Annotated in this window: 21 protein-coding genes and 3 tRNA genes; 12 read left to right on the top strand and 12 right to left on the bottom strand. The window is 59.7% G+C overall.

Translation table 11 applies throughout. The annotated features are described in order from the left end of the window. Nucleotides 1–91 precede the first annotated feature (91 nt). Entirely contained in the window at nt 92–376 is a 285-nt protein-coding gene (gene rplY / locus ACK3CV_RS17175; RefSeq protein ID WP_004935776.1) for a 50S ribosomal protein L25, read from the top strand. Between the two features lie 84 nt (nt 377–460). Here the strand turns inward: rplY and yejK are convergent, their stop codons facing one another. After that, nucleotides 461–1,468, bottom strand: a complete 1,008-nt coding sequence (gene yejK, locus ACK3CV_RS17180; protein ID WP_033635284.1) for a nucleoid-associated protein YejK — start codon at nt 1,466–1,468, stop codon at nt 461–463. A gap of 210 nt (nt 1,469–1,678) precedes the next feature. Between yejK and ACK3CV_RS17185 the strand changes: the two genes are divergently transcribed. The 3 genes from ACK3CV_RS17185 to ACK3CV_RS17195 all read left to right on the top strand — a co-directional run bounded on the left by ACK3CV_RS17185 (nt 1,679) and on the right by ACK3CV_RS17195 (nt 3,852). Beyond that, on the top strand, nt 1,679–1,906 hold the full coding sequence (locus ACK3CV_RS17185) for a YejL family protein (protein WP_004935782.1): 228 nt from the start codon (nt 1,679–1,681) through the stop codon (nt 1,904–1,906). A gap of 9 nt (nt 1,907–1,915) precedes the next feature. Further along, the gene (gene yejM, locus ACK3CV_RS17190) at nt 1,916–3,697 is read left to right on the top strand and encodes an LPS biosynthesis-modulating metalloenzyme YejM (RefSeq protein WP_033635286.1); all 1,782 of its coding nucleotides are present in this window, start codon (nt 1,916–1,918) and stop codon (nt 3,695–3,697) included. Nucleotides 3,698–3,775: 78 nt separating this feature from the next. After that, nucleotides 3,776–3,852 (top strand) — tRNA-Pro (locus ACK3CV_RS17195). A gap of 47 nt (nt 3,853–3,899) precedes the next feature. On the opposite strand, the gene ttrA is transcribed toward ACK3CV_RS17195, so the two are convergent. Genes ttrA through ttrB form a run of 3 tightly spaced genes read right to left on the bottom strand, consistent with a single transcriptional unit; the run spans nt 3,900 to nt 8,723 of the window. Then, nucleotides 3,900–6,971: a tetrathionate reductase subunit TtrA gene (ttrA, locus tag ACK3CV_RS17200; RefSeq protein WP_164039955.1), complete on the bottom strand. Its 3,072-nt coding sequence runs from the start codon at nt 6,969–6,971 to the stop codon at nt 3,900–3,902. Beyond that, nucleotides 6,964–7,989 (bottom strand): tetrathionate reductase subunit TtrC, encoded by a 1,026-nt coding sequence (ttrC, locus tag ACK3CV_RS17205; protein ID WP_033635288.1) that lies wholly within the window; start codon nt 7,987–7,989, stop codon nt 6,964–6,966. The genes ttrA and ttrC overlap by 8 nt, the downstream gene beginning before the upstream one ends. After that, entirely contained in the window at nt 7,986–8,723 is a 738-nt protein-coding gene (gene ttrB, locus ACK3CV_RS17210; protein WP_164039958.1) for a tetrathionate reductase subunit TtrB, read from the bottom strand. The genes ttrC and ttrB overlap by 4 nt, the downstream gene beginning before the upstream one ends. A gap of 229 nt (nt 8,724–8,952) precedes the next feature. Here ttrB and ttrS point away from each other — a divergent pair, with 229 nt between their 5' ends. The 3 genes from ttrS to ACK3CV_RS17225 all read left to right on the top strand — a co-directional run bounded on the left by ttrS (nt 8,953) and on the right by ACK3CV_RS17225 (nt 11,579). Further along, a complete protein-coding gene (gene ttrS / locus ACK3CV_RS17215) occupies nt 8,953–10,671 on the top strand; it encodes a tetrathionate respiration histidine kinase TtrS (protein ID WP_239504660.1) in 1,719 nt (572 codons plus the stop codon). Beyond that, nucleotides 10,646–11,245: a tetrathionate respiration response regulator TtrR gene (ttrR, locus tag ACK3CV_RS17220; protein WP_164039960.1), complete on the top strand. Its 600-nt coding sequence runs from the start codon at nt 10,646–10,648 to the stop codon at nt 11,243–11,245. Before ttrS ends, ttrR begins: the two co-directional genes overlap by 26 nt. Before the next feature lie 91 nt (nt 11,246–11,336). Beyond that, nucleotides 11,337–11,579, top strand: a complete 243-nt coding sequence (locus ACK3CV_RS17225; protein WP_004935803.1) for a DinI family protein — start codon at nt 11,337–11,339, stop codon at nt 11,577–11,579. 210 nt (nt 11,580–11,789) lie between these two features. Here ACK3CV_RS17225 and ACK3CV_RS17230 read toward each other — a convergent pair. The 4 genes from ACK3CV_RS17230 to ACK3CV_RS17245 all read right to left on the bottom strand — a co-directional run bounded on the left by ACK3CV_RS17230 (nt 11,790) and on the right by ACK3CV_RS17245 (nt 13,042). After that, nucleotides 11,790–11,865: transfer RNA gene (locus tag ACK3CV_RS17230), tRNA-Thr, on the bottom strand. Between the two features lie 6 nt (nt 11,866–11,871). Further along, nucleotides 11,872–11,959, bottom strand: a tRNA-Ser gene (locus ACK3CV_RS17235). A 158-nt stretch (nt 11,960–12,117) separates the two neighbouring features. Continuing rightward, nucleotides 12,118–12,447, bottom strand: a complete 330-nt coding sequence (gene osmE, locus ACK3CV_RS17240; RefSeq protein ID WP_033635291.1) for an osmotically-inducible lipoprotein OsmE — start codon at nt 12,445–12,447, stop codon at nt 12,118–12,120. A 127-nt stretch (nt 12,448–12,574) separates the two neighbouring features. Further along, nucleotides 12,575–13,042, bottom strand: a complete 468-nt coding sequence (locus tag ACK3CV_RS17245) for a nuclear transport factor 2 family protein (RefSeq protein ID WP_049195938.1) — start codon at nt 13,040–13,042, stop codon at nt 12,575–12,577. A gap of 107 nt (nt 13,043–13,149) precedes the next feature. Here ACK3CV_RS17245 and ACK3CV_RS17250 point away from each other — a divergent pair, with 107 nt between their 5' ends. Beyond that, nucleotides 13,150–13,728, top strand: a complete 579-nt coding sequence (locus ACK3CV_RS17250) for a TetR/AcrR family transcriptional regulator (protein WP_039565032.1) — start codon at nt 13,150–13,152, stop codon at nt 13,726–13,728. On the opposite strand, the gene ACK3CV_RS17255 is transcribed toward ACK3CV_RS17250, so the two are convergent. From ACK3CV_RS17255 to ACK3CV_RS17265, 3 genes are all read right to left on the bottom strand, one after another. Next, nucleotides 13,722–14,138, bottom strand: coding sequence for a VOC family protein (locus tag ACK3CV_RS17255; protein ID WP_033635296.1), 417 nt, complete (start codon nt 14,136–14,138; stop codon nt 13,722–13,724). The genes ACK3CV_RS17250 and ACK3CV_RS17255 overlap by 7 nt on opposite strands. 152 nt (nt 14,139–14,290) lie before the next feature. Then, the gene (ompC, locus tag ACK3CV_RS17260; RefSeq protein ID WP_033635297.1) at nt 14,291–15,421 is read right to left on the bottom strand and encodes a porin OmpC; all 1,131 of its coding nucleotides are present in this window, start codon (nt 15,419–15,421) and stop codon (nt 14,291–14,293) included. Nucleotides 15,422–15,693: 272 nt separating this feature from the next. Further along, the gene (locus tag ACK3CV_RS17265) at nt 15,694–15,879 is read right to left on the bottom strand and encodes a hypothetical protein (protein ID WP_152903573.1); all 186 of its coding nucleotides are present in this window, start codon (nt 15,877–15,879) and stop codon (nt 15,694–15,696) included. A gap of 238 nt (nt 15,880–16,117) precedes the next feature. Between ACK3CV_RS17265 and ACK3CV_RS17270 the strand changes: the two genes are divergently transcribed. From ACK3CV_RS17270 to rcsB, 4 genes are read left to right on the top strand one after another with little or no spacing between them, the layout of a single operon-like run. Then, nucleotides 16,118–16,525, top strand: a complete 408-nt coding sequence (locus ACK3CV_RS17270; protein WP_152903834.1) for a DUF4186 domain-containing protein — start codon at nt 16,118–16,120, stop codon at nt 16,523–16,525. Nucleotides 16,526–16,579: 54 nt separating this feature from the next. Beyond that, a complete protein-coding gene (locus ACK3CV_RS17275) occupies nt 16,580–17,734 on the top strand; it encodes an MFS transporter (RefSeq protein WP_033635298.1) in 1,155 nt (384 codons plus the stop codon). A 20-nt stretch (nt 17,735–17,754) separates the two neighbouring features. Further along, entirely contained in the window at nt 17,755–20,457 is a 2,703-nt protein-coding gene (gene rcsD, locus ACK3CV_RS17280; protein ID WP_164039962.1) for a phosphotransferase RcsD, read from the top strand. Next, nucleotides 20,450–21,100 (top strand): response regulator transcription factor RcsB, encoded by a 651-nt coding sequence (gene rcsB / locus ACK3CV_RS17285; RefSeq protein WP_004935900.1) that lies wholly within the window; start codon nt 20,450–20,452, stop codon nt 21,098–21,100. The genes rcsD and rcsB overlap by 8 nt, the downstream gene beginning before the upstream one ends. Nucleotides 21,101–21,161: 61 nt before the next feature. Here the strand turns inward: rcsB and rcsC are convergent, their stop codons facing one another. Then, a complete protein-coding gene (gene rcsC / locus ACK3CV_RS17290; RefSeq protein WP_164039965.1) occupies nt 21,162–24,023 on the bottom strand; it encodes a two-component system sensor histidine kinase RcsC in 2,862 nt (953 codons plus the stop codon). Nucleotides 24,024–24,130: the final 107 nt, after the last annotated feature.

Raw genomic sequence — 24,130 nt, forward strand, 5'->3', positions numbered from 1 at the left:
TACCTGGGCCTGCCCAGCGTTAAAGCGGAATTCCGAACTTGCTACTTGGGTCGCCTGTAGCAGGGTAAATTTTCTTTTAAGAGAAAAAACAATGTTCACTATCAATGCAGAAGTACGTAAAGACCAGGGTAAAGGTGCGAGCCGCCGCCTGCGTGCAGCAAACAAATTCCCAGCTATCGTTTACGGTGGCAAAGAAGCTGCAGTTTCCATCGAATTGGACCATGATTCTGTCAAGAACATGGAAGCTAAACCAGAATTCTACAGCGAAGCAGTAACTCTGGTTATCGACGGTAAAGAAACCAAAGTTAAGGTTCAGGCTGTACAGCGTCACCCGTTCAAGCCAAAACTGGCTCACATCGACTTCGTTCGCGTTTAATCGCTACGTTTTCGAACCTTTCGGGACGCCGAAATAAAGAACGCCGCAATTGCGGCGTTTTTTATTGTCTGCGATTCGGCGCGCTTACTTGCCGCTGCCGGTCCGGCGCTGCAGCTGATCGCGCAGATTCGGCGGCGTGCCTCTGATGGTCAGGGTGTCGGTGGCCGCATCCCAGAAAATGCGCTCGCCCAGCAGCATGGCGTCGAAGTTCAGGCTGATGCCGCCGCCGCTGCCGGCGAATTTGGTTAGTTGGCGCAGCGTGCCGCGATCCGCCGGGAAGCTTTCTTCCAGCTCATACCCTTGCTCGCTTGAGAACTGCATGAAGTCTTTCTCGCCGACCGGCGACAGCTCCTGCGACAGCGCCTGCAGCTCAATCTCTTCGCCCGCCTGCAGCTGTTCGTTGCAGTAGCTGTACACCTGCTGGCGCACCGACTGGCGCTCGTTCTTGTCCAGCTGCGCATCGGCGCAGTAGTCGTCCACCGCCTGCAGCAGCCCACGGTTTTGCGCCTTGGCGTCCAACCCTTCGGACGCCGCCAGGAAATCCATGAAGAAGTCGGCGACCTTGCGGCCCACGCGCCCGCGCAGGAAGGTCAGGTAGCGGGTCGATTCCGGGTTGGTTTCCCATTCGGTCAGATCGATGCGCGCGACGATATCGGCGTTGTTGATGTCCAGATAGTGCGTGGTGTTGATATCCAGCTCTTCGTTGACGCGCATGCTGTTACGGCTGTTCAACACCGCGATCAGCAGATACTCCACCGCCAGATAACGGTATTGGCCAAACAGCACCACGCCGCCTTCGGCGAACGGATACTTCGCCAGTTCGTCGCGCAGGCGGCCAGTCGCCGCGCGGCTGAAGGCCAGAAAGTCCTTATCGTCCTTGCGGCAGGTGCGCAGCGCTTCCGCCAGCTCGCTGCCTTCGTTGAACAGGCCCAAGGCCTTGCTCTTGGCGCTATAGACGCGATGCAGTTCCGTCATCATTTCTTCCACCGCCGCGTTGGTGGGAAGCAAGGAATCGCGCAGCACCACGTCCAGCGTTTGCTCGTCGCGTTTCACCAACTGGTGCAGAGCGATCTGGTCGATATCCAGACTCATGGTAAATCCTCCTGTTCTTTAGGCGCGTATTCAAACACTGAAGGCCCCGCCCTGCAATACTAAAAACCGCGGCAAACCGGAAAGGCGCTGCGAGGGGCAGCCCCGGCGCGGGCGAACAATTTCCCGAATGACAGGAAGTGATAAAAGAGCGGAAAATCACTGCCCTATACGGTAAGATAGGGCACTTTGCAGATTACTAAGCGCAATTTTATGCCACAATCATCCCGTTACAGTGACGAACACGTTGAACAACTGCTCTCAGAGCTGGTCAATGTTCTGGAAAAACACCATACCCCCACCGATCTTTCCCTGATGGTGCTGGGCAATATGGTCACTAATTTGATCAACACCAGCGTTGCCCCCGCGCAGCGGAAAACCCTGGCGAGATCGTTCGCGGAAGCCCTGCAGGCTTCTGTCCGTGAAGATAAAGCACATTAATATTGACTTATGGTGACAAACCGTCAGCGTTATCGTGAAAAAGTCTCCCAGATGATCAGCTGGGGGCACTGGTTCGCCTTATTCAACATTTTGCTCGCCCTTGGGCTGGGCAGCCGTTACCTGTTTGTCACCGACTGGCCCGCATCCCTGCTGGGCCGGGTTTATGCCTTTGTCAGCCTGCTGGGGCATTTCAGCTTTATCGTGTTCGCCGGCTATTTGCTGGTGATCTTCCCGCTCACCTTCGTGGTGATGTCGCAGCGGCTGCTGCGATTTATTTCCGCCGCGCTGGCCACCATCGGGCTCACGCTGTTGCTGGTCGACAGCGAAGTGTTCTCCCATTTCCACCTGCACCTCAATCCGGTGGTGTGGGATCTGGTGGTCAACCCGGACCAAAGCGAGCTTTCGCGCGACTGGCAACTGATGTTCATCTGCGTGCCGGCGATCTTCCTGGTGGAGATGCTGTTCGCCACCTGGAGCTGGCAGAAGCTGCGCAGCCTGAACCGCCGCCGCTTCGGCAAACCGCTGGCGGCGCTGTTTATCAGCGCCTTTTTCGCTTCGCACCTGATTTACATCTGGGCCGACGCCAACTTCTATCGCCCGATCACCATGCAGCGAGCCAACCTGCCGCTCTCGTACCCGATGACCGCGCGCAAGTTCCTCGAAAAACACGGCCTGCTCGACCAGCAAGAGTATGAGCGCCGCCTGATGCAACAGGGCAATCCGGAAGCGGTGGCAGTAGAGTATCCGCTCAGCGATCTCAGCTACGGCGATAAAGGCAGCGGCTATAACCTGCTGATGATCGTGGTGGACGGCATTCGCGCCAAAGACGTGGCGCAGGACATGCCGGCGCTGACGCGCTTCGCCCAGGAAAACGTGCGTTTCAGCGATCATTACAGTTCGGGCAACCATGCCGATACCGGGCTGTTCGGCCTGTTCTACGGCATTTCCCCGACCTATCTGGACAGCGTGCTCGCCGGCCGCAAGCCGTCGGCGCTGATCGCTGCGCTCGGCGATCGGGGCTACCAGCTGGGGCTGTTCTCCTCCGATGGCTTCAACGCCAGCCTGTACCGTCAGGCGCTGTTGACCGATTTCTCGCTGCCGACGCCGGCGCCGCAAAGCGACGCGCAAACCACGCAGCAATGGCAGCGTTGGCTGGCGGATCAGGGTAGCAAAGAGCCGTGGTTCTCCTATATCAGCTTCAGCGGCGCCGAGGCTGTCGAAGGCGACAAAACCCCGGCTCCGGCCGACTTTATTCGGCGCTATCGCACCGGCGCGCAAGACGTGGACGCCCAGATAGCCCAGGTGCTGGACACCCTGAAACAGCGCGGCCTGCTGGATAAAACCGTGGTGGTGATCACCGCCGAGCACGGCGTCGAGTTCAACGACAGCGGCAAAGGCCAATGGGGCGCCGGCACCGGTTTCAACCAGGCGCAGCTGCAGGTGCCGTTGGTGATCCACTGGCCGGGCACCCCGGCGCAGACCATCAGCAAGCTGACCGGCCATAACGACGTGATGCGCACCCTGATGCAACGATTGCTGCACGTGAAGACCGCGCCGAAAGACTATTCGCAGGGCGAAGATCTGTTCACCGCCCAGCGCCGCAACGACTGGATCGCTACCGGCGATGGCAATCAGCTGGTGATCATCACGCCGACGCAGACGCTGATGCTGGACAACAGCGGCAACTATCGCGTCTACGATCAGAACGGCGATGAAATAAAAGACGAGAAACCGCAGCTTGCTCTGCTGTTGCAGGTGCTGACCGATGTAAAACGCTTTATCGCCAACTAACTGCTTAAAACTAAAGCAATCAAGTGGCGAGGCGCTTGCATTAACATCGGGAATCGGTAGTATGATTTTTCATAGCGTCGGCATGTAGCGCAGCCTGGTAGCGCACCGTCATGGGGTGTCGGGGGTCGGAGGTTCGAATCCTCTCATGCCGACCAAATTTAATAAAACCTGCTGTTACAGCAGGTTTTTTTTCGTCTGCCGTTTACGCGGAAAGTTTGACGATCGCCGCTGGAATCCCCTGTCGCACCGCCGCACCGGTCACCCAGTCCAGCCAGGTGTTCGGCACTTCGCGCGTCGGATCGGCAAACCCCAGATCGTTGAGATTGATGCCGGCGGCAATGCGCTTATCCATCGCCAGCGGCTCGCCGTCCAGGTAGTGCTGGCTGGCGCCCATCTCCCGGTGGCCGTAGCCGTGTTCCACCGCGATCACGCCGGGCATCACCCCCGCCAGCAGACTGATCTGCGCCTCCCGGCTGCCGCCCGGGGTGCTGATGCTCACCCAATCACCGTGTTGAATGCCGAAACGCGCCCCGTCCGCCGGGTTCAGCGCCACCAGGTTCACCGGTTTCACGTCGTGCAGGCGCCGGATCACCGCGGTGGAACTGCTCATCACATTGGATTTGAAGGACATCAGCCGCAGCGGCCACTGCCGCTCAGGGTAGAGTTCTTCCACCGCACGGCCGTCAGACAAACGCGCCGGGTAGCAGGTTGGGCAGCCGCTGAAACGCTCGCCGGTAATCGCATGCCGGTGCTTCGCCACTTCCGCATTCCAGATCTGCAGCGGCTTCTCCCAGCGGTTGCCCACGCTGCCGTCGCGGCGGCCGCTGTCATGACCGGCGAAGCGGCCACCGCGGCTGTAGATAAACGCCACGCGGCCGATCTCATCGGCGCGCAGCGTCTGCGCAAGCTGCGGCAACAAGCGATCGACGCCGCTCAGCGCCAGCTCTTCCTCCCTCACGGCCGGCACCGGCGCCTTGCCGGCAAACGCCACGTTGGCGGCGGCGCGCAGATAATAATCCTCGGCGCGGTTGAGCGGCAGCAGCCCGCCCCGGCCGTCGCCGATAGCGCGATCGCCGAACCCCGGCAGCGCCAGGCGTTTGGCGACGGCGATGCAAAACGCCTCCATGGAGATCGGCTGCCCTTGCGCCGTTTTCGCGGTCGCCGGCGTCACTATCGGCCAGCGCGCAGTGGTGGCCTTGCTGGCGACGCCGCCCCAGGGGGCGCTGAATCCCCAGCTCTCAAAGTTATGGGTGTCCGGGACGATATAGTCGGCCAATGCCGTCGTTTCGTTGATAAACGCATCGATGGCGATAAACAGCGGCAAACGCGCCGGATCTTTCAGCCGCTCTTCCGCCACGCCGCGCAACCCGGCGATACCGTACAGGGGGTTGGTCATGTTCGAGATCCAGGCTTTCAGCCCGTACGGATATCCCGCCAGCGCCGACGTCAGCAGCTCGGTCAACTGCCCGGCGACGAACGGATACCAGGGCGCCCTGGCCGGCCAGGGCGAAACGCCCGCCGCCACTTTTTCGCGGTATTCGTCGGAGGTTTCATAGGCGGCCTTGCTGCGCGCGATATTCAACCCCTTCGGTTTTACCAGGCCGGGAAACTCGACCAGGTTATAGCGCGGCCCCTCGGCGAAACCGTTGAATTTGCCGCCGCCGACGAACACCCCGCCCGCCAGGCTCAGGTTACCGATCAACACGTTGAGCATCATCACCGACCAGGTATTGTAAAACCCGTTCGCCGCCATCATCCCGCCATGGGCGATCACCGCCGCCTTGCGCCCGTGGGCGGTAAAGGCCTCGGCCAGCGCCGCGATGCGCGCCACCGGTACGCCGCATTCCCGGCTGTAGGCTTCCGGCGACAACTTGTCGGCCGCCTCTTTCAGACACTGAAAGCCGCTCTTCACCGCCACCTGCGCGCCGTCGTGCAGCGTCACCGTGCGGGTTACCCACAGCTCGGCGCTGTCACACGTCTCGGCCGCCACCAGTTCCCCCGCGCCGTTGACCACCAGCGGCGACGCCGACTCGGCGCCGTTCAGATGGGCCAGCGTCAGATGCTGCCCCGCCAACGGGTGCTCGCTCTCGGCGATCACCAGATGCGTGGCGTTGGTCCAGCTCTTCTCGCCGGCGCGTTGCATGGCAGCCTCCGACGGGATGGCGAGATAACCGGCCTGATAACGCCGATTGTCGAGGATCCAACGGATCATCGCCATCGCCAGCGCCGAGTCGGTGCCCGGCAGTATCGGGATCCAATGGCCATGATCGTCCGCCAGCGTGGTGGTCAACGGCAGCGCCGGCGCCACTACCGCGTAGCGGAATTCGCTGCGCAATCTGGCGCTGGCCAACTGCCGGGCCTGACGCTTGAACGGGTTGCCGGACTGCGCCGGCGAGGTGCCCATAAACAGCGCGAATTCGACCTGTTCCCAGTCCGGTTTCACGTGCGGATTCTTGTCCAGATCGTTCATCAACGCGCCGGAACCGGCGCGGTAGGCCAGCCCGCAGTAAGCGCCGTGCGCGCCGAAATTTTTGCTGCCGAAGCTGTTCTGGGCGAAGCGCCGCAGGAAGCTGTCGCGCCCGTCATCACCGGCGTTGGTCACCAGCAGCTGGTTGGCTTTCGGCCCCAGCCCCGGCTGTCGGGCATCGATCGGCGTTTCCAGATCGCGGATCGCCCGCAGGCCGTCCACATGCCCCTCGCCGAACAGATCGCCGCCCTCCACCACTTCGGCGATCAACTGCTCGAAGCTGATGCGCTGCCACTTTCCCTCGCCGCGCTTGCCGACGCGCTTCATCGGCTCCAGCACGCGCAGCGGGCTGTAAAGCCCCTCCAGCAGCGTAGCGCCCCGCGCGCAGGCGGTGGAACGCGCGTCGAGGCCGCTCTCCCCGCCCAGCTGCGCCAACGCGTCCTGCAGCGGCAACGCAGAATCGAGGTGCCGCTCCTGAGACAGCGGATGATACGGGTTGCCGGCGATACGCAGTACCCGGTCGGTCTGCCTGTCCACCCGCACCCGCACGCCGCATTGCGTCCAGCAACCGAAGCACTGGGTCATCGAGATGGCCTGCTGCGGATTGCCTTGCCATTCCGGCACCGCCCGCCCTTCGGGCAGCAGAGAGTTGCCGTTGATGCGATCCAGAGTCACGCGCCCTGAGGTGCCGTGAATCAAACCGTCGATCGCCCGTTTGGCGACCTCGCGATAGCTCAGGCCGAAAGCGGACAGCCCGCCGAAGGCCAGGCCCACTTTCAACCACTGACGCCGGGTGAGTTTAGCCATGTTGTTTTCTCCGCAGTAAAAACGCCTGTGCTTCACGCACCATGATCATTAACGCCAGCCACAGCCCGAAGGTGCCGACGATCGCCAGCAAGCCGTCGGTACCAAGCGGCAGACTATAGGGGGAATAAGACGCGTTGTATTTCGGGATGGTTTGCACCTCAATCAACAGCGTCCAGCGCATCAGCCAGCTCAGCCCCAGCGCGCCGGCCACCAGCAGCGGCGCGCCGCCGCGCGGCAAACGTCGATAGGCCGCCCAGGCGGCGCACGCCAGCGCCAACCCCCACAGCGCGATCCAGCCGGCAGCATACTGACGCGCCGTCGCCTGCGTCTGCAGCCAGTGGCGTACCGCCGCGCCGGATAGCGTATCGCCGCACACCCACAGCAGGATCGCCCCGCCGAGCGGCAGCAGCGTCAGCAGCATCCCGCGCGCCAGCGGCGCCTGCAGGCCGGGCCGTTTGCGCATCGCCAACAGCAACAGAGCCAAGAGTGCCTGCAGCGCGCTGAGGAACATCACGATCGGAAATGCGTAGCTGAACCAGATTGGGCGCGCGCGCACGACGGAAACCTCGCGCCCGGTGTACAACAGCAGGCCGATAGCCACCAGCGCGCAGGCGGGCGCGATCCCACGCAGCAGCGCAACCGGTCTGCCCGTCAGTCGCGTAAATTCAATCGCGATAAACCACAGGCCGATCAGCAAGGTAAACAGCGGCAAGAACAGCGCGCCCCACGGCATCCACGACCAGGGCGTCGGGTAGGCGTAAAAATGCCAGAAACGGGCGGTTTGATGCAGATCGGCGGTCAACGCCAGCGGCGCGGTGATGGCGCACGTCAGCCCGATAAACAGCGCCGCGCGCTCCAAATGTGCGGCGTTGTCTCCACCGCGCCAGCGCCACACGCAGGCCAGCAACGCGGCGCAGGCGGCAATGCCGATAAAGAAGAAATATTGCACGGCCCACGGCAGCCAGCTCACCGCCTGCGGCTGGCTCAAAACCTCTGCGATCATCAGTTGGCGGCTCATCGTCCCTCCCCCCATAAAGCGACCTGCGCCCGCCCCGGCAGCGGCGTGACGAAGGCGTCATCCAGCCCCAGATAAAACACGTGGGGCGCGGTTTGGTTCTCCGGCTTGAGGACTTTGATCTCGGCCTCGTGACGCAGCAGCAGCTTGCTCAGCGTGCTGTGCGGATCGCGCATATCGCCGATGATCCGCGCCCCGCCCACGCACGACTCCACGCATGCCGGCAGCAATCCCGCCTCCAGCCGGTGTACGCAGAAGGTGCATTTGTCCGCCGTTTGGGTGGCGTGATTGATAAAACGGGCATCGTACGGGCAGGCCTGCACGCAATAGGCGCAACCCACGCAGCGTTTGTTGTCGACCACCACGATCCCGTCCTCGCGCTGGAAGGTGGCCTGCACCGGGCACACCGGCACGCAGGGCGGGTTATCGCAGTGGTTGCACAGCCTGGGCAGCAGCACGTTGGTCGCCACCGCTTCGCCTGCGAGGCTGACCTGGTACTGGTTTACCGTAGTGCGAAACTCCCCGTGCAGCGTCTGGTTTTCAATGGCGCAACTGACGGTACAGGCCTGGCACCCAACGCAGCGCCGCAGATCGATCAGCATCGCGTAGCGGCGGCTGGCATCCCCCTCGCGCCGCGTCGGCGCTAACGTCAGCCCGGCCTCCGCCACGGGGATCAGCGAAGCCCCCGCCGTCAACACGCCCAGCCGCTGCAAAAACTGCCGTTTACCGAAATCCATGCGCCTCTCCCACGCCCTGGGCATCACCCCGATCACGCTATTGATGCCCGTTAGATGAATAAACAATGTCGATGATTTACAGTGTAAAAATGACATTGGGCTCAGCTCTATTGTGGTTAACCACATACCGAACCCAACGTTGATCTAAAACAAGTGGCGGCAGGCAAATTGCCCATCAGGAGGGGCCGTGAGGGTCGTGTTATTACTGCTGTTCAGTCTCGGCTGGGGGATGGCGGCACAGGCGGGCGAGTGGTCGGTCGGCGTGCTGGCGATGCGCGGCGATGCGGCGACCGAGCGTGACTGGCAGCCGCTGATCGACAGGCTCAACGGCAGCGTCGGCGGTGAGCGCTTCCGCCTGCGGCCGCTCGATCTGGCGCAGATGCGCGAAGCGGTCAATCGGGGCAGCGTGCAGTTCGTGGTCACTAATCCGGCGCAGTTTGTGCAGCTGAACAGCCACTATCATCTGCGCTGGCTGGCGTCGTTGCGCGCCGCCAACGGCGATCGGGCAACGGGCAACATCATCGGCAGCGTGATTCTGGTGCGGCGCGACAGCGGCATTACGACGCCGCAGGCGCTGATGGGAAAAACGGTGGGCGCCATCGACCCGCAGGCCTTCGGCGGCTATCTGACCGGCTATAAGGCGCTCAGCGACGCCGGCATACGGCCCGAGCGCGATTTTCACCTGCGCTTTACCGGTTTCCCTGCCGACGCCCTGCTCTATCTGTTGCGCGAGCGCGCCATTCAGGCCGCCATCGTCCCGGTCTGCCTGCTGGAGAAAATGGGCAAGGAAGGCCTGATCAACCCGGCGGATTTTCGCCCGCTGCTGCAACAGGCCACGTCGGCTCCCTGCGTCACCAGCACGCCGCTTTACCCCAACTGGTCGTTCGCCGCCCTGCCCGGCCTGGATAACTCACTGGTGGATGCGGTGGCGAGAGCCTTGCTGACCGCACCGCCCCAGTCTCCCTTCCTGTGGGGCGCACCGGCCTCGACCAGCGAGGTGGAAGCGCTGCTGCGCGCCGTCAATCAGCACCCGGAACAGCGGCGGCTATGGCTGGATATCAAGAGCTGGCTGATCCAGCATCAGACGGCTGTCGGCCTGTCGCTGGCGCTGCTGGCGCTGTTGATCGTCAACCATATCTGGATCGCGCTGCTGGTACGCCGACGCGGGCGACAGCTGCTCCACGCCGACGAGCAACTGCGGCGGCAGGAGCGGGCGCTGGAAAACGCCAGGCAGCTGAACGTGCTGGGGGAGATGGCCTCCGGCTTCGCGCACGAGCTCAACCAGCCGCTGGCGGCCATTCGCCACTATGCGCAGGGGTGCCTGATCCAACTGCGCAACACGGACGCCGGGCATCCGCTGCTGGGGCCGCTGGAAAATATCGACCGGCAGGCGCAGCGCGGCGGCGAGACGATTCATAACCTGCGCCAGTGGGTGCAGCCCACCGCGGAGGCGATAGACCAAACGCGCTGGCGCCCCACCGCGGTAAGCGAAACCGCCGAGCGGGTGTGGACGCTGCTGCGCCTGACGCAACGCTATCCCGACCTGACGTTGTTCAATAACGTGGCGCCTTCGCTGACGCTAACCCTGCCGCCGGCGCTGCTGGAACAGTTGCTGGCGAACCTGCTGCTGAATGCGGCGCAGGCCGGAGCCAATGCCGTCTGGCTTTCCGCCGCCAAGAGCGAACGGGCGATGGAGTTGCATCTGCAGGACAACGCGGGCGGCATGACAACGGCCGGGCTGGAACAGGCTTTTCGCCCCTTCAACACCACCAAGGCCGGCGGCATGGGGCTGGGGTTAGCCATTTGCCGGCGCCTGGCCCGCTATGGCGGCGGCGAAATCCGCCTGGCTAACCGCCCGGCTCCCGACAGCCGCAACGGGCTGTGCGTAACGCTGCATTTCATATTGGATAACGAGGAAAACCATGTCGCTAATTTATCTGGTGGATGATGACGTCGCCGTCACCGACGCCTGTCATTTTTTGCTGACCAGCCTCGGCCACGGCGTGCAATGCTGGAATGACAGCGCCGATTTTCTGGCGCAGGCCGACCTGTTTCAGACCGGGATCGTCTTGCTGGACATGCGGATGCCGAAGCTCGATGGTCACCAGGTTTACGGGGAGCTGCGCCGCCGCGGCAGCACGCTGGCGGTGGTGTTCCTGTCCGGCCATGGCGACGTGCCGATGGCGGTTGAGCAGATGAAGTACGGCGCGGTGGACTTCCTGCAAAAACCGATCGCCGCTGAACCGCTGATCGCCGCCCTCGAACGGGCGCAGCAGGTCTCCGTCGAGGCCTGGCAACGCCATGAAACTTGCGGCCGCTACCGCACGCTCACGCCGAAAGAACGCGACATTGCGCAGCTGGTGGTGCGGGGCATGATGAACAGGGAAATGGCTGAACGGTTGAATATCGCCCTGCGCACCGTGGAGGTTCACCGGGCAAAAGTGATGGAGAAAATGCAGGCCGCCAGCCTGGCGGAATTGGTGATTCAGCTGCAGGATTTACCACACTCCGTGCAAGAATGAACGCATCATGCAAAATTCCGCGCCCCCTCTTGCCAACCGGCCTTCCTCAGGCCAGAATACTGTACATTAAATCAGTGTTTACAGGTGAGTCATGTTTGTAGAATTGGTGTACGACAAACGCAACGTCGCTGGGTTACCCAACGCCGCCGAGATTATTCGCAACGAGCTGGAAAAACGCGTGCATGCACTGTTCCCGGAAGCTGACGTGCGCGTGAAGCCGATGCAGGCCAACGGCCTGAACTCCGACGCCAGCAAAAGCGATCGTGAGAAGCTGAACCGAATGTTGGAAGAGATGTTCGAAGAAGCGGATCAGTGGCTGGTCACGGATATTTGAACCCTATCTGATAGCCGGTTCGTCCACCGGCTATACTTCTGCCAGAATAAGCCACATCCCCCCCAATCCCTCAGTGATAAATGCCCTAGGTTCCAAGCTCCGTGCGGCTGATAAAACCCCGGCTATAGGTTAATACCTATACTGTTTGTTCCTGCGGAAGTGTAAAGCTCATAACAAAAAGCCCCAGCATCGCTGCTGGGGCCTCTGTCATGGTGCCGGCTACCGGAATCGAACTGGTGACCTACTGATTACAAGTCAGTTGCTCTACCTACTGAGCTAAGCCGGCTGAATTTGGCGGAAGGACAGAGATTCGAACTCTGGGAGCTGTTACACTCGACGGTTTTCAAGACCGTTGCCTTAAACCACTCGGCCATCCTTCCAATGGGCGCTGATATTAGCGATACCGTTATGAAATGTCTATCGTTTTGATGCAAAAAAAATGGCATGGGCGGCGCAGTTGCCTAAACTTCAGGCCTTAAACGCTTAAAAAATGAAAAGCCCCGCGCAAGCGAGGCTTTTTTGGTCGGCCGAAACGCGATTATTTCGGCTGAGAATCGTAGTCTGAACAGGTTTGATAGCCCTTGTTCATGACATGGCCCGTGTCGTTGTAGCTGACAAAGTACGTCTGCACCTTGCCGTCGCGCGGCGCCACCGCATAGGTGTCGCAGGTGCCCTGCGCATGGATCAGCGTGGCGGACGTCGACGGCGGACCGGCGATAGCCCGCACCTGCTGCTTGGTCATCCCTACTTTGACATCGCTGACCACCGGCTCATTGACATAACTGGCTGCGCGATCATAGGTGGTGCAACCGGCAAGAATGGAAAATACCGCCGCGGTGCCGACGGCCAAAACCAACTTCTTCGTCATAGCTTGTCCTCTTGGAGTGCATTTGTTGTTCCCTAAGTCTAGAAGCGGGAAGGCTTTTCTACAAATTCCCCTTTGTCGATCGGTGCGCTTTTGCACTCAAGAGGCCATCGCCGGCGCGCCAGCAGATTCAAAAACCGAAATCGCTCAGCGCTGGAATATCGTCCGGGCGCCGGCCGAGCGGCCAATGAAAACGCCGATCCTGTTCGCGAATCGGCATGTCGTTGATGCAGGCATGGCGGTTGATCATCAGCCCCTCCTGATTGAACTCCCAGTTTTCATTGCCGAAGCTGCGATACCAGTTGCCGGAATCGTCGCGCCATTCATAGGCGAAACGCACCGCGATGCGCGCGCCGTCAAACGCCCACAGCTCCTTAATCAGCCGATACTCCAGTTCTTTCGCCCATTTGCGTTGCAAAAAGCCGACCACCGCCGCGCGGCCGTCGACAAACTCCGCGCGGTTACGCCAGTGGGTATCGAGGGAATACACCTGCGATACGCGTTCGGGATCGCGACTGTTCCAGGCATCCTCCGCCAGCCGCACCTTCTCGATGGCGGATTCGCGGGTAAAAGGCGGCAATGGGGGTTTAATGCTCATGTTCATCTCCTGAGTGAAGGCATGTAGACAACTCTGTCTACACCTTTACGCTAGCGCAAGTAGACAGAGTTGTCTACAATCACTCGAAAATAGCCCCGGAGAAAATGATGACCGCCGATCTCAACGCCTTGCCCGCCCGCCAGCGCATCCTGCTGACGGCGCACGATCTGTTTTATCAAGAAGGGATCCGCGCCACCGGTATCGATCGCATCATCAAGGAATCGGGCGTGACCAAAGTGACCTTCTACCGCCACTTTCCCAGCAAGAACGATTTGATTACGGCGTTTTTGACCTATCGCCATCAGCAGTGGCTCAGCTGGTTCAGCACATCACTGGCCCGCCATGTGGCGCAGACCGGCGGGTTGCTGCCGGCGCTGGTACCCTGCCTGGCGGAATGGTTCGACGATCCGCGCTTTCGCGGCTGCGCGTTTATCAATACTGCGGTGGAGATAGCCGATCTGCTGCCGGAAAGCCTGCACATCGCCGGCCGGCATAAGCGGCAGATGGCGGATGAACTGGCGCGCCACCTGCCCGCCGGGCCGCAGCAGGAACAGCGGGCGGCAATGCTGGCGATGCTGATCGACGGCGCCATCGTCAGAGTGCAGATAGAGCAGCAACCGCAGGCCGCGCTGCAGGTGCTGAATGCCGCGTTGGACATGTTGGCGCAAGGCGGGTTCGATCAGTAATTGGCCCAGATGCCCGGCGTCACCAGTTCCAGCAGGTGGGCGTCGGGATCGCGAAAATAAATGCTCTCCCCGCCGTGTTCCCAGCGCATTCGCCCCTCAATCTCCACGCCGTTGGCCACCAGATGCCGTTCCCAGTGCGGCAGTTGCTCTTTCGCCACCGCCAGCCCGATATGCGCCGGCCCCACGCCATCGTGCGCGGGAATAAACCCGGTCGGATACTGCGCCCCGCGCAGCGAATCGCCCTCGATAAACAGCAACAGTACGCTCCGATCGCCGACGTTATAGGCGCGAAACCGTTCATTGGCGACCATTGCCGGCAGCTTCAGCACCTGCCGGTAAAAAGCGTCCGCGCGTTCAATGTCGCTGACGTACAGCACCGTTTCGATCACCTTATCGATCTTGAGTTCCATATCACCTCCGTTCTGTTTGCTGTACTGACAGCGTAGGCCGAGCGGAGGCGATCCGAAGCGCTTCCCATGCCGACAACGGATCAATCCGTGCTTTTTACCGGCAAAAAAAAACGCGGCCCGAAGGCCGCGCTGTGTCATTCACACGCTGGTGCTTAGAACTGGTAAACCAGGCCCACGGCAACCACGTTGTCGGTGTTGATGCCGGCAGCGTCGGTGAAATCGTTGTTGTCCACCAGGTTGATTTTGTAATCAACATAGGTAGACATGTTTTTGTTGAAGAAGTAGGTCGCACCCAGGTCGACGAATTTGACCAGATCTTGATCGCCGTAGTCCTTGCCGTTGCCGGCGCGGCCCAGGTCTTTACCTTTGGTCTGGTTATAGCCCACGAACGGACGCAGACCGAAGTCGAACTGGTAGTGCGCGTAGGCTTCGAAGCTCTGCGCCTTGTTGGCGTAGCCATAAACGCTGCTGTCGGAACTGCCGAAACGCGCCGCGTTGTAGGACTGGGTGAACATCACCGCCAGGTAAACGTCGTTGGCGTCATATTTCAGACCGCCGGAGTAACCTTCCGCCTTGTCGCCGCGGCCCATAATATTGCGGTACGCGCCGGCGCCGTTCTGCTCGCTGGTGCGGCGAGAGTTGAAGAAGGCGCCCGCGGCGCTGATGCCGTAGCCCATGTCATAGCTCATGGACATACCGTAGCCTTCGCCGTTTTGGCCCAGGACGTCACGACCGTTGTTGGTCTCTTCGCCGTTGCCGTTTTTACCCTGGTACTGCAGGGCGAAGTTCAGGCCGTCAACCAGACCGAAGAAGTCGTTGTTACGGTAGGTCGCCAGGCCGCTGGAACGCTGGAACATGAACTGGTCGGCGCCGTAGGTCATACCGTCGAACTCAGGCTGCAAGTCGGTATACGCCGCGACGTCGTACAGCACGCCGGTGTTACGGCCGTAGTCGAAGGAGCCGTAGTCGCCGAATTTCAGACCGGCGAAGCCGTAACGGGTGAAGTTCTTGTTGTCCTGGTTTTCAGCGTGGTTCAGGTTCGCCTGATATTCCCACTGGCCGTACCCGGTCAGCTGATCGCTGATTTGCGTTTCGCCGCGCAGGCCAAAACGCATATAAGACTGATCGCCGTCCACGCCGTTGTTGCTGGAGAAATAGTGAAGACCGTCGACTTTACCGTACAAATCCAGTTTATTACCGTCTTTGTTGTAGATTTCCGCCGCGCCTGCTGTGCCTGCAACCAGCAGTGCGGGTACCATCAGAGAGAGTACTCGAAGTTTCATCGTTATTATCCTCGTTAATTATGTCGAGCTACGGCCACTGCCCTTTTCGAGCATTATTAGCACGACTGTGCATTACCATTCTGGTAACAAGGGTTATATTAATCCAGAAAGAAAATGATACCAAGTATCCGATAGTGTTTCAGTGTAATTAATAAAGGTTTCAAAATGTAAATACGCGCGAACTTTCACAAAACCTTACAGACAAACAAAATAAAGCACTTAAAGACAAAGAATAGATTAATTGATAAAAAATCATGTAGTTATACATATCTTTAAGAAAAAAAAGCCAACCATACAATTGAGACGGGCAATAAGCACATTGTGCCAAAACGCTCCCCACTCGCAGCCGCTATAATCACTTCGCTATCATCATTATTTTCATTATTACCTTCATTATCGGAAGATAATTTCTGCATTCCTTTTAACCGGCTTCTGGCCGGTTTTTTATTTCCCTCCATACTCCCCTCACAATTTCGACTCGCACAAATAGCAAGCAAATAAATAACCCAATGATATAGTTTCACTAATTTACCGCCGCACTAATTGCTAATCTTTTTCCTTATTTTAGCCTACAAATTGAGCTTGCTTTTCATTTCGTGCTTTATCTTGCCGATTATTTCCCGCCGCAGGCACAATTAGCCGCAGAGTTTCAGTTCTGGTAATCTGAAAAAAGCGCACCTTCAGCGAGTAAAATTCATGATGCCCTTTCAACCCGACGTGCTGTGGCGGCGGCTGCAAAGTTCCCCCTTCCGCGCTCGCTTTCGTTTAAATGCCAAAGACCAGGCTTATCTCGAGGGCAAGGGATTGCCCCTTATCCTCAGCCATGCCCGCGATTTTATCGATCGCCGCCTGGCCGCCGCCCACCCTAAAAACGACGGCAAGCAAACGCCGATGCGTGGCCACCCGGTGTTCGTCGCCCAGCACGCCACCGCCACCTGCTGCCGCGGCTGCCTGGAAAAGTGGCACGGCATACCGCAGGGCGTCGCACTGGACGAGCGGCAAAAGGACTATATTGTCCAGGCTATCTCGCTGTGGCTGGTGCGCAGAGGCGGCGCCAGGGATGTGTCAGGCACGAATATTTTCGACCCGGATCGCGGATTGTGATAAAAACTGTCAGTAACTTTCACCATTCTTTTGACCCAAGATCCTGACGCTTACATGACAGCCACCTTGTGCAATGAACAGCAAACGCCCGGCGTTCCTCAACAGATCGCCACCCGTCTGGCCTTTTTCGTCGCCGGTCTCGGCATGGCCGCCTGGGCGCCGCTGGTCCCCTTCGCCAAAGCGCGCATCGGCATCGACGACGGCTCGCTCGGCCTGTTGCTGCTCTGTATCGGCGCCGGCTCCATGCTGGCGATGCCGCTGACCGGTTTCCTGACCGGCAAATTGGGCTGCCGCGCGGTGATCTTGATGGCGGGGCTGGGATTGTGCATCGATCTGCCGCTGCTGGCGCTGATGGACTCTCTCGGCGGCATGGCCGTGGCGCTGCTGCTGTTCGGTGCGGCGATCGGCATGATCGACGTAGCGATGAACGTTCAGGCGGTGATCGTCGAACGCGCCAGCGGCAAGGCGATGATGTCCGGCTTTCACGGTTTCTTCAGCATCGGCGGCATTGCCGGCGCCGGCGGCGTCAGCGCGCTGCTGTGGCTGGGGCTGACGCCGCTGCAATCCACCCTGCTTACCGTACTGGCGGTGATAGTGCTGCTGGCGTTCGCCAGCCGCCATTTGCTGCGTGAGAGCGGCGCCGACGACGGCGGGCCGATGTTCGTCTTGCCGCGCGGCTGGGTGATGTTCATCGGCATTCTGTGCTTCATCATGTTCCTGGCGGAAGGATCGATGCTCGACTGGAGCGCGCTGTTCCTCACCACATTGCGCGGCGTCGAACACAGCCAGGCCGGTCTGGGCTATGCGCTGTTTTCCATCACCATGACGCTCGGTCGCCTCAATGGCGATCGGGTAGTGAACTCACTGGGCCGCTACCGGGTGTTGCTGCTGGGGAGCCTGTGCGCCGCTCTCGGCCTGAGTCTGGCCATCGCCTTCAATCACGCCACCGTGTCGCTGGTCGGTTTCATGCTGGTCGGCCTGGGGGCCTCGAACGTGGTGCCGATCCTGTTCAGCGCTGCAGGCAACCAGCGCGACATGCCGGCCAATTTGGCGATCGCCTCCGTCACCACCGTCGGCTATGCCGGTATTCTGGCCGGCCCGGCGCTGATCGGCTTCATCGCTCAGTTTTCCAGCCTGACGGTGGCCTTCGCCTGCGTAGCCGCTCTGCTGTTGGCGGTGACCGCCAGCGCCAGGGCCGTCACTCGCTGATTCAGGAATGCGCAGCCACTATGCAAAATAAACAATTGACCATCAGCTCCAGCAACATTACCCGCTGCTTCCTGCTGTTTATCGTGCTGCTGACGATCGGCATCGGCCTGTATGGCTACAACTACACCAATGCCTGGCTGGCGGAAAAGAAGTACGCGCTGAACAGCATTGCCGGTTCGCTGCAAAAGCGCATCGATACCTACCGCTATATGACCTATCAGGTCTATGACAAATTCGGCAATGCGCCGGCGCAGAATGTCGATCCCGGTTTGCAGGAAACCCGCCTGCGGCCCGACGTCTATTATATCGAGAAACCGCACAAGAAAACCGACGCGGTGATCTTCGGCAGCCATGACGAGAGCACGCTGGCGATGATCGCCAACATCTCGGACTACCTGGACACCCGCTGGGGCGCCAAGACCGAAAACTACGCCATGTATTACCTCAATGGTCAGGACAACAGCCTCAGCCTGATCACCACTCAGCCGCTCAAAGAGCTGGCTTCGCGCTTTCGGGAAAGCTACCTGACCACCTCGGCGGACGAACGCCGCGCCGAGATGCTGCAGCAGGCCAATATGCTCGACGAGCGCGAGAGCTTTTCCGATCTGCGCAAGCAGCGCTTCCAGAACGCCTATTCGTTCTCGATTCGCACCACTTTCAATCAGCCAGGGCATCTGGCGACGGTGATCGCCTTCGACTTGCCGATCAACGACATCATTCCGGCCAATCTGGCCCGCGCCAATTTCCTGCTGCAGCCGGACGATGTCGATCTCGACGACAGTACCATCCCGGCGGAAACCGTCCTCGGCACCCATGCGACGATGAGCGGCGGCTGGGTGGAGTTCAGCGCCGCCCTGCCCAATGCGCCGCTGAAGGTGGTGTATCGCGTTTCGGCCATCAATCTGGCCATCGACCTGCTGCGCAACAACATCTGGCTGATCGCGGTCAACTTGCTGCTGCTGGCGCTGTCGATGCTGAGCATCTACTTTATCCGCCGCCAGTACATTCGCCCGAGCGAAAACATGGCGGTGGAACTGGAGGCCGAGCGCGCGCTGAATCAGGAAATCGTCTCCAGCCTGCCTTCCGGCCTGCTGGTCTACAGCTTCGCCAACAATGCGGTGATCGCCAGCAATAAAATCGCCGAGCACCTGTTGCCGCACCTCAGTCTGCAAAAGATCGCCCATATGGCCGAACAGCATCACGGGGTGATCCAGGCGACGGTCAACAACGAGGTGTATGAAATCCGCATCTTCCGCAGCCAGCTGTCGCCGGACACCTACCTGTTCCTGATGCACGATCAGGATAAAGAGGTGATGGTGAACAAGCGGCTGCAGCAGGCACGGCGCGAATACGACAAAAACGTTCAGGCGCGCAAGCTGATGCTGCACAACCTGGGCATTGAGCTGAATCAGCCGGTACGCCAGATGCACGATCTGGTCGATCGTCTGCACGGCCGGCCGGATGAGGAACAGCAGCAGGCGCTGCTGGGCCAGCTGACGGCGGCGTCGGCTTCGGTGCTGGAATTGATCGATAACATCACCCTGCTGACCCGACTGGAAACCCAGGACTGGCAACCCTCGCGCGAGCCGTTTAGCCCGACGGCGATGATCGACGAGTTGCTGTTGGAGGCCCTGCCCGCCCTTAATCAGAAGGGGCTGGCGCTGTTCAAGCATTTCCAGCTGGACGTCGAGCAGAACTATATCGGCGACGCCAACGCGCTGCGCAAGGTGATCTCGCTGCTGGTGCATTACGCCATTATCACCACCGCCTGCGGCAAGATTTCCCTGGTTGTCGACCATGAGCCCGAGCACCCGGATCGCCTGACTTTCCAAATCAACGACACCGGCTCCGGCATCTCCAACGAAGAGATCAGCAACCTCAACTATCCGTTCCTCAGCCAGACGCTGGTGGACCGCTTCAACCACGGTTCCGGCCTCACCTTCTTCCTGTGCAATCAGCTGTGCAAGAAGCTTAACGGCCAGTTGGACATTCGCAGCAAGGTGGATATCGGCACTCGCTACACCATTCGCGTCGCCATGGAGATGGAGAAAAAAGAGCCGCAGGAGCAGGAAAAACTGCTCGACGGCGTCACCGCCCTGCTGGACGTCACGTCGGATGAAGTGCGCGGCATCGTGACCCGTCTGCTGCAGGCCTACGGCGCCGACTGCCTCGTCGCCGACGATCGCGCGGTCAATCGCGATTATGACGTGCTGCTGACCGATAACCCGCAGCGAGCCGATGATTACACCCTGCTGCTGGCGACCGATGAGCCGGGTTGGCAAGCGCTGGATAAACGCTACATTCGGGTGAACTACAACCTGAACGGCGCATTAATCGACGCCGTGCTGATACTGATCGAACAGCAAATGGCCGCGCTGGAACAGGAAGAAAGCCCGCTTTCATTGAGTTCAGAAGATATCCAACTCTATGAAAAACAATTGAAATCAAGTGATTACTATGGGCTGTTTGTCGATACAGTACCCGACGATGTCAAAAAACTGTATACTGAGGCGGGCAGCAGTGATTTCAATGCGCTGTCACAAACCGCACATCGCCTGAAAGGCGTGTTTGCCATGTTAAATCTGCTTCCCGGCAAGCAGCTGTGCGAATCGTTAGAACAGCGCATCGCAGAAGGTGATGCGCCCGAGATCGAGAATAACATCAGTCAGATTGATTTTTTCGTCAGCAGACTGCTGAAGCAAGGTAGCCAACAACATGAATAACCTGAACGTAATTATTGCTGATGACCATCCTATCGTACTGTTTGGCATCCGGAAGTCACTTGAGCAAATTGAATGGGTGAATGTCGTTGGGGAGTTCGAAGACTCAACCGCACTGATCAACAATCTGTCCAAGCTGGACGCCAACGTGCTGATCACCGATCTGTCGATGCCGGGTGACAAGTATGGCGACGGCATCACGCTGATTAAGTACATCAAGCGTCACTATCCGCAGTTGTCGATCATCGTGCTGACCATGAACAACAACCCGGCGATCCTGAGCGCGGTATTGGATCTGGATATCGAAGGCATCGTGCTGAAACAAGGCGCGCCTACCGATCTGCCGAAGGCGCTGGCCGCCCTGCAGAAAGGCAAGAAGTTCACGCCGGAAAGCGTCTCTAAACTGCTGGAGAAGATCAGCGCCAGCGGCTATGGCGACAAACGCCTGTCGCCGAAAGAGAGCGAAGTGCTGCGCCTGTTCGCCGAAGGTTTCCTGGTGACCGAGATCGCCAAGAAGCTCAACCGCAGTATCAAAACCATCAGCAGCCAGAAGAAATCGGCGATGATGAAGCTGGGCGTCGAGAACGACATCGCCCTGCTCAACTACCTCTCCTCCGTCAGCATGACGCCGTTGGACAAAGACTAACGCCTGACTCACGGCAGGTTAACGCCAAACAGGCACGGCATTCGCCGTGCCTGTTTGCTTTTCAAGCCTCGCTGCGGCTGTAGCGCACCTGCTGGCTGTAGTAAGCCAACGTCTGTTCCAGCGTCTCCAGCGTGACCGGTTTCGACAGGCAATTATCCATACCCGCCTCGAGGCAACGCTGCCTCTCTTCCGCCAGCGCGTTCGCCGTCACGCCGATCACCGGCGCGCTGAACTGCATCTGCCGCAGCGCCTGCGTCAGACGATAACCGTCCATATTCGGCATATTGACGTCGGTCAGCACAATATCGACGCGATGCTGTTTCAGCACGCCGAGCGCGTCGACGCCGTCGTTGGCGGTCACCACCTGATATCCCAGCGATCCCAGCTGATCGGACAACAGGCGACGGTTGATCGGATGATCGTCGACCACCAGCAGATGAATATCGCCGTTGTCCGCCGCGCTGGCCTTGGCGGGCACCGGCAGCTGCACCAGCGCCTCTGCCACGCCGCTGCCGACGCCGAACAACCGGTTGAGCAAGGTCAGCGTTTCACGCGGCGTGGAGGTGCTGTGCATCCAATAGCCCGGCCGGGTTTCCTGTGATGGGCCGATATGCTCGGTGGAGAATTGGATCTGAGCCAGCAGCGGCGCATCCAGCATCAGCGGATGATCGCTGAGCAGCACCTCTCCCGCGACGGTCTCCTGCCCGTCATAGCGCTGGATATCGGCGCCGTAGCCGCCCAGGATCGCCATCAGGTAGCTTTCCAGCCGCTGATTGCGGATATCCAGCCACAGCCGACGCCCCTGCCAGGTATCGCTGGCCTGCGGGATCGGGAACTGGGCGTTAAACAATGGAATGCGAATGCTGAACAAGCTGCCCAGGCCCGGCTCGGACTCGACGGAGACGTCGCCGTCCATCAGGTTGACCAATTTCTCGCAGATCGCCAATCCCAGGCCGGTGCCCTGGAAATGACGCTGCACGCCGGTCCCCACCTGGAAGAACGGATCGAACAGGCGCGAAATCTCCTTCTCCGGGATGCCGACGCCGGTATCGCGCACGCTGAACTCCAGGTAGCTGCCGCGGGTGCAGACCTGCAGCACGATACAGCCGGTATCGGTGAACTTGATGGCGTTGTTCACCAGGTTGGAGAGCACCTGCTGCAGCCGCACCGGATCGCCGAAGATGCGCTCCGGCACGTTCTGTTCGATAAAGCAGTACAGCCCCAGACGTTTCTTGACCACCAGCGGCAAATAGTTGCCGGCGATATGGGTGATCACCTCCAGACAGGAGAACTCGCGCGGTTCAATCTTCAACTGCTCGGACTCGATTTTGGAGAAATCGAGGATGTCGCTGATGATTTTCAGCAGCAGGCCGGAAGAGTTGTTCATCGCATTGACCAGCCGATCGACCCCTTGCGGCAACGCCTTGGTTTGCAGCAGATCAAGGTTGCCGATAATGCCGTACAGCGGCGTGCGCAGCTCATGGCTGACGGTGGCCAGGAACATCGATTTCGACTGGCTGGCCTGCTCCGCCGCCGCCGCCATCTCCTGCAGCGACTCTTCCATTTTCACGCGCGCGCTGACGTCCACCAACACGCAAATCGCCACCTCTTCGTTACGGTAGCGCGAATGGACAAAGCTGATCTGCAGGTTATTGTTGTTGCTGGTCATCACATCGACGAAATTCGCCTGCTGTTCGCAAATGATGCGCGTTATGCGATCGCGATCTTCGTGGGTCAACAGGTTGATGTAGTTGTGCGCCAGTTCGTTACTCAGGATGTTGGTGCCGTCGCTGATGCGCAGGATACAGATGCCCACCGGCGCCGAAGCGACGATCTTGCGGTTGAACTGCTCGTGCTCTTCCAGGCGAAACGCGTTGTCCTCCGCCGGCAGGAACATTTTACGCTCAAACAGCCACGCCAGCGTGAACAGCACGATGGCCGACAGCAGGTTCAGCAACAGCGCGTTGAGGATCAGCATTTTGAAGCGTTCCACCACGTTTTTCACCGGCAGCGCATAGACGATGCTCAGCGAAGAAGGCGGCAGCGCTTTCTTCAGGATCAGGTCGCGGTAATTGTCGACATAACCGAAGTAGGCATGCTCTTCGGGGTAGCTGTTGAGCGCAGCGGCATAGCGTTCGCCATCCGCCAGGCGCAGCACCGGCTCGTTGTTCTCATCCAGCAGCGTGACGCCGATCGGCAGGTTGCCGGCGGTAACGAAATCTTCCAGCCGAACGGTTTGCTCGATGCCCAGCAACGCCTCCAGCTTGTTGCCGATATAGAGAGGCGTCAGCACGTACAGGTAACCGACGTCCGGCCGCTGCGCGCTGGGGCTGATCCAATACAGGTTGTTGTCTTTGTCGAGATTCTTGGCGTTGCGGTATTTCAGAATCCGCTCGTGCAGCAACTTCAGCATGTTTTCCCGATTGGCGCTCGCGTTGCCGCCGCCGAACTCCGCCATACACAGGCTGTCGCCACCGATGAAGAACACCCGGTTGAGATCGTAGGCCGCCACGAAGTTCTCTTTCCAATACTGGATCAGGCCGCTCAGCGAATCGAGCGAACTGCGATAGGTGGTGCTCAGCGCGCAGTTGGACTCCGGGTACAGCGGAAAGAATTGCGGCGGGCTGCCCTTGCCGGGGATCACGCCGCTGAACATGTCCAGGCCGCTGACCGAACCGTTGAGGCGATTTTCCGCCATATACTTGATGTCGCGAATGATGTCAGCGGAGTGACGGATGTAGCCCTGCGCCTGGTCGAAGTTGAGGTTGTACTCCTGCCGGATGTCCGATTCTTTCTGATGCAGGATATTCAGAATATAAAAGGTGGTGAGCAGCGCTCCCAACGACCACAGCAAAATCGCCAGTACCCGGAACAGATAGCGGGATATCTTCAGCGTAGTTCGGAAAGAGGCTAAGTATTTCAATCGGATACCATACGAAAGTCAGTGGCGGCGCACGCTGTCGCCGGCGCGGCGGCCGGCGGCTCGGTGCGCCAATTAAACCATATAACTGAAAAAGGGCCTAGCATCGC

The organism is Serratia sp. TSO36 (assembly GCF_057808395.1).

Coding starts and splice junctions, on each gene's coding strand:
- ttrC (WP_033635288.1), bottom strand. CDS start 7,989: ATGAGCCGCCAACTGATGATCGCAGAGGTTTTGAGCCAGCCGCAGGCG.
- ACK3CV_RS17185 (WP_004935782.1), top strand. CDS start 1,679: ATGCCACAATCATCCCGTTACAGTGACGAACACGTTGAACAACTGCTC.
- ttrB (WP_164039958.1), bottom strand. CDS start 8,723: ATGGATTTCGGTAAACGGCAGTTTTTGCAGCGGCTGGGCGTGTTGACG.
- ACK3CV_RS17250 (WP_039565032.1), top strand. CDS start 13,150: ATGACCGCCGATCTCAACGCCTTGCCCGCCCGCCAGCGCATCCTGCTG.
- ACK3CV_RS17275 (WP_033635298.1), top strand. CDS start 16,580: ATGACAGCCACCTTGTGCAATGAACAGCAAACGCCCGGCGTTCCTCAA.
- ACK3CV_RS17225 (WP_004935803.1), top strand. CDS start 11,337: ATGTTTGTAGAATTGGTGTACGACAAACGCAACGTCGCTGGGTTACCC.
- ACK3CV_RS17255 (WP_033635296.1), bottom strand. CDS start 14,138: ATGGAACTCAAGATCGATAAGGTGATCGAAACGGTGCTGTACGTCAGC.
- ompC (WP_033635297.1), bottom strand. CDS start 15,421: ATGAAACTTCGAGTACTCTCTCTGATGGTACCCGCACTGCTGGTTGCA.
- ttrA (WP_164039955.1), bottom strand. CDS start 6,971: ATGGCTAAACTCACCCGGCGTCAGTGGTTGAAAGTGGGCCTGGCCTTC.
- rcsD (WP_164039962.1), top strand. CDS start 17,755: ATGCAAAATAAACAATTGACCATCAGCTCCAGCAACATTACCCGCTGC.
- yejK (WP_033635284.1), bottom strand. CDS start 1,468: ATGAGTCTGGATATCGACCAGATCGCTCTGCACCAGTTGGTGAAACGC.
- rplY (WP_004935776.1), top strand. CDS start 92: ATGTTCACTATCAATGCAGAAGTACGTAAAGACCAGGGTAAAGGTGCG.
- ACK3CV_RS17270 (WP_152903834.1), top strand. CDS start 16,118: ATGATGCCCTTTCAACCCGACGTGCTGTGGCGGCGGCTGCAAAGTTCC.
- rcsB (WP_004935900.1), top strand. CDS start 20,450: ATGAATAACCTGAACGTAATTATTGCTGATGACCATCCTATCGTACTG.
- ACK3CV_RS17265 (WP_152903573.1), bottom strand. CDS start 15,879: ATGGAGGGAAATAAAAAACCGGCCAGAAGCCGGTTAAAAGGAATGCAG.
- ttrS (WP_239504660.1), top strand. CDS start 8,953: ATGGCGGCACAGGCGGGCGAGTGGTCGGTCGGCGTGCTGGCGATGCGC.
- yejM (WP_033635286.1), top strand. CDS start 1,916: ATGGTGACAAACCGTCAGCGTTATCGTGAAAAAGTCTCCCAGATGATC.
- ACK3CV_RS17245 (WP_049195938.1), bottom strand. CDS start 13,042: ATGAGCATTAAACCCCCATTGCCGCCTTTTACCCGCGAATCCGCCATC.
- ttrR (WP_164039960.1), top strand. CDS start 10,646: ATGTCGCTAATTTATCTGGTGGATGATGACGTCGCCGTCACCGACGCC.
- osmE (WP_033635291.1), bottom strand. CDS start 12,447: ATGACGAAGAAGTTGGTTTTGGCCGTCGGCACCGCGGCGGTATTTTCC.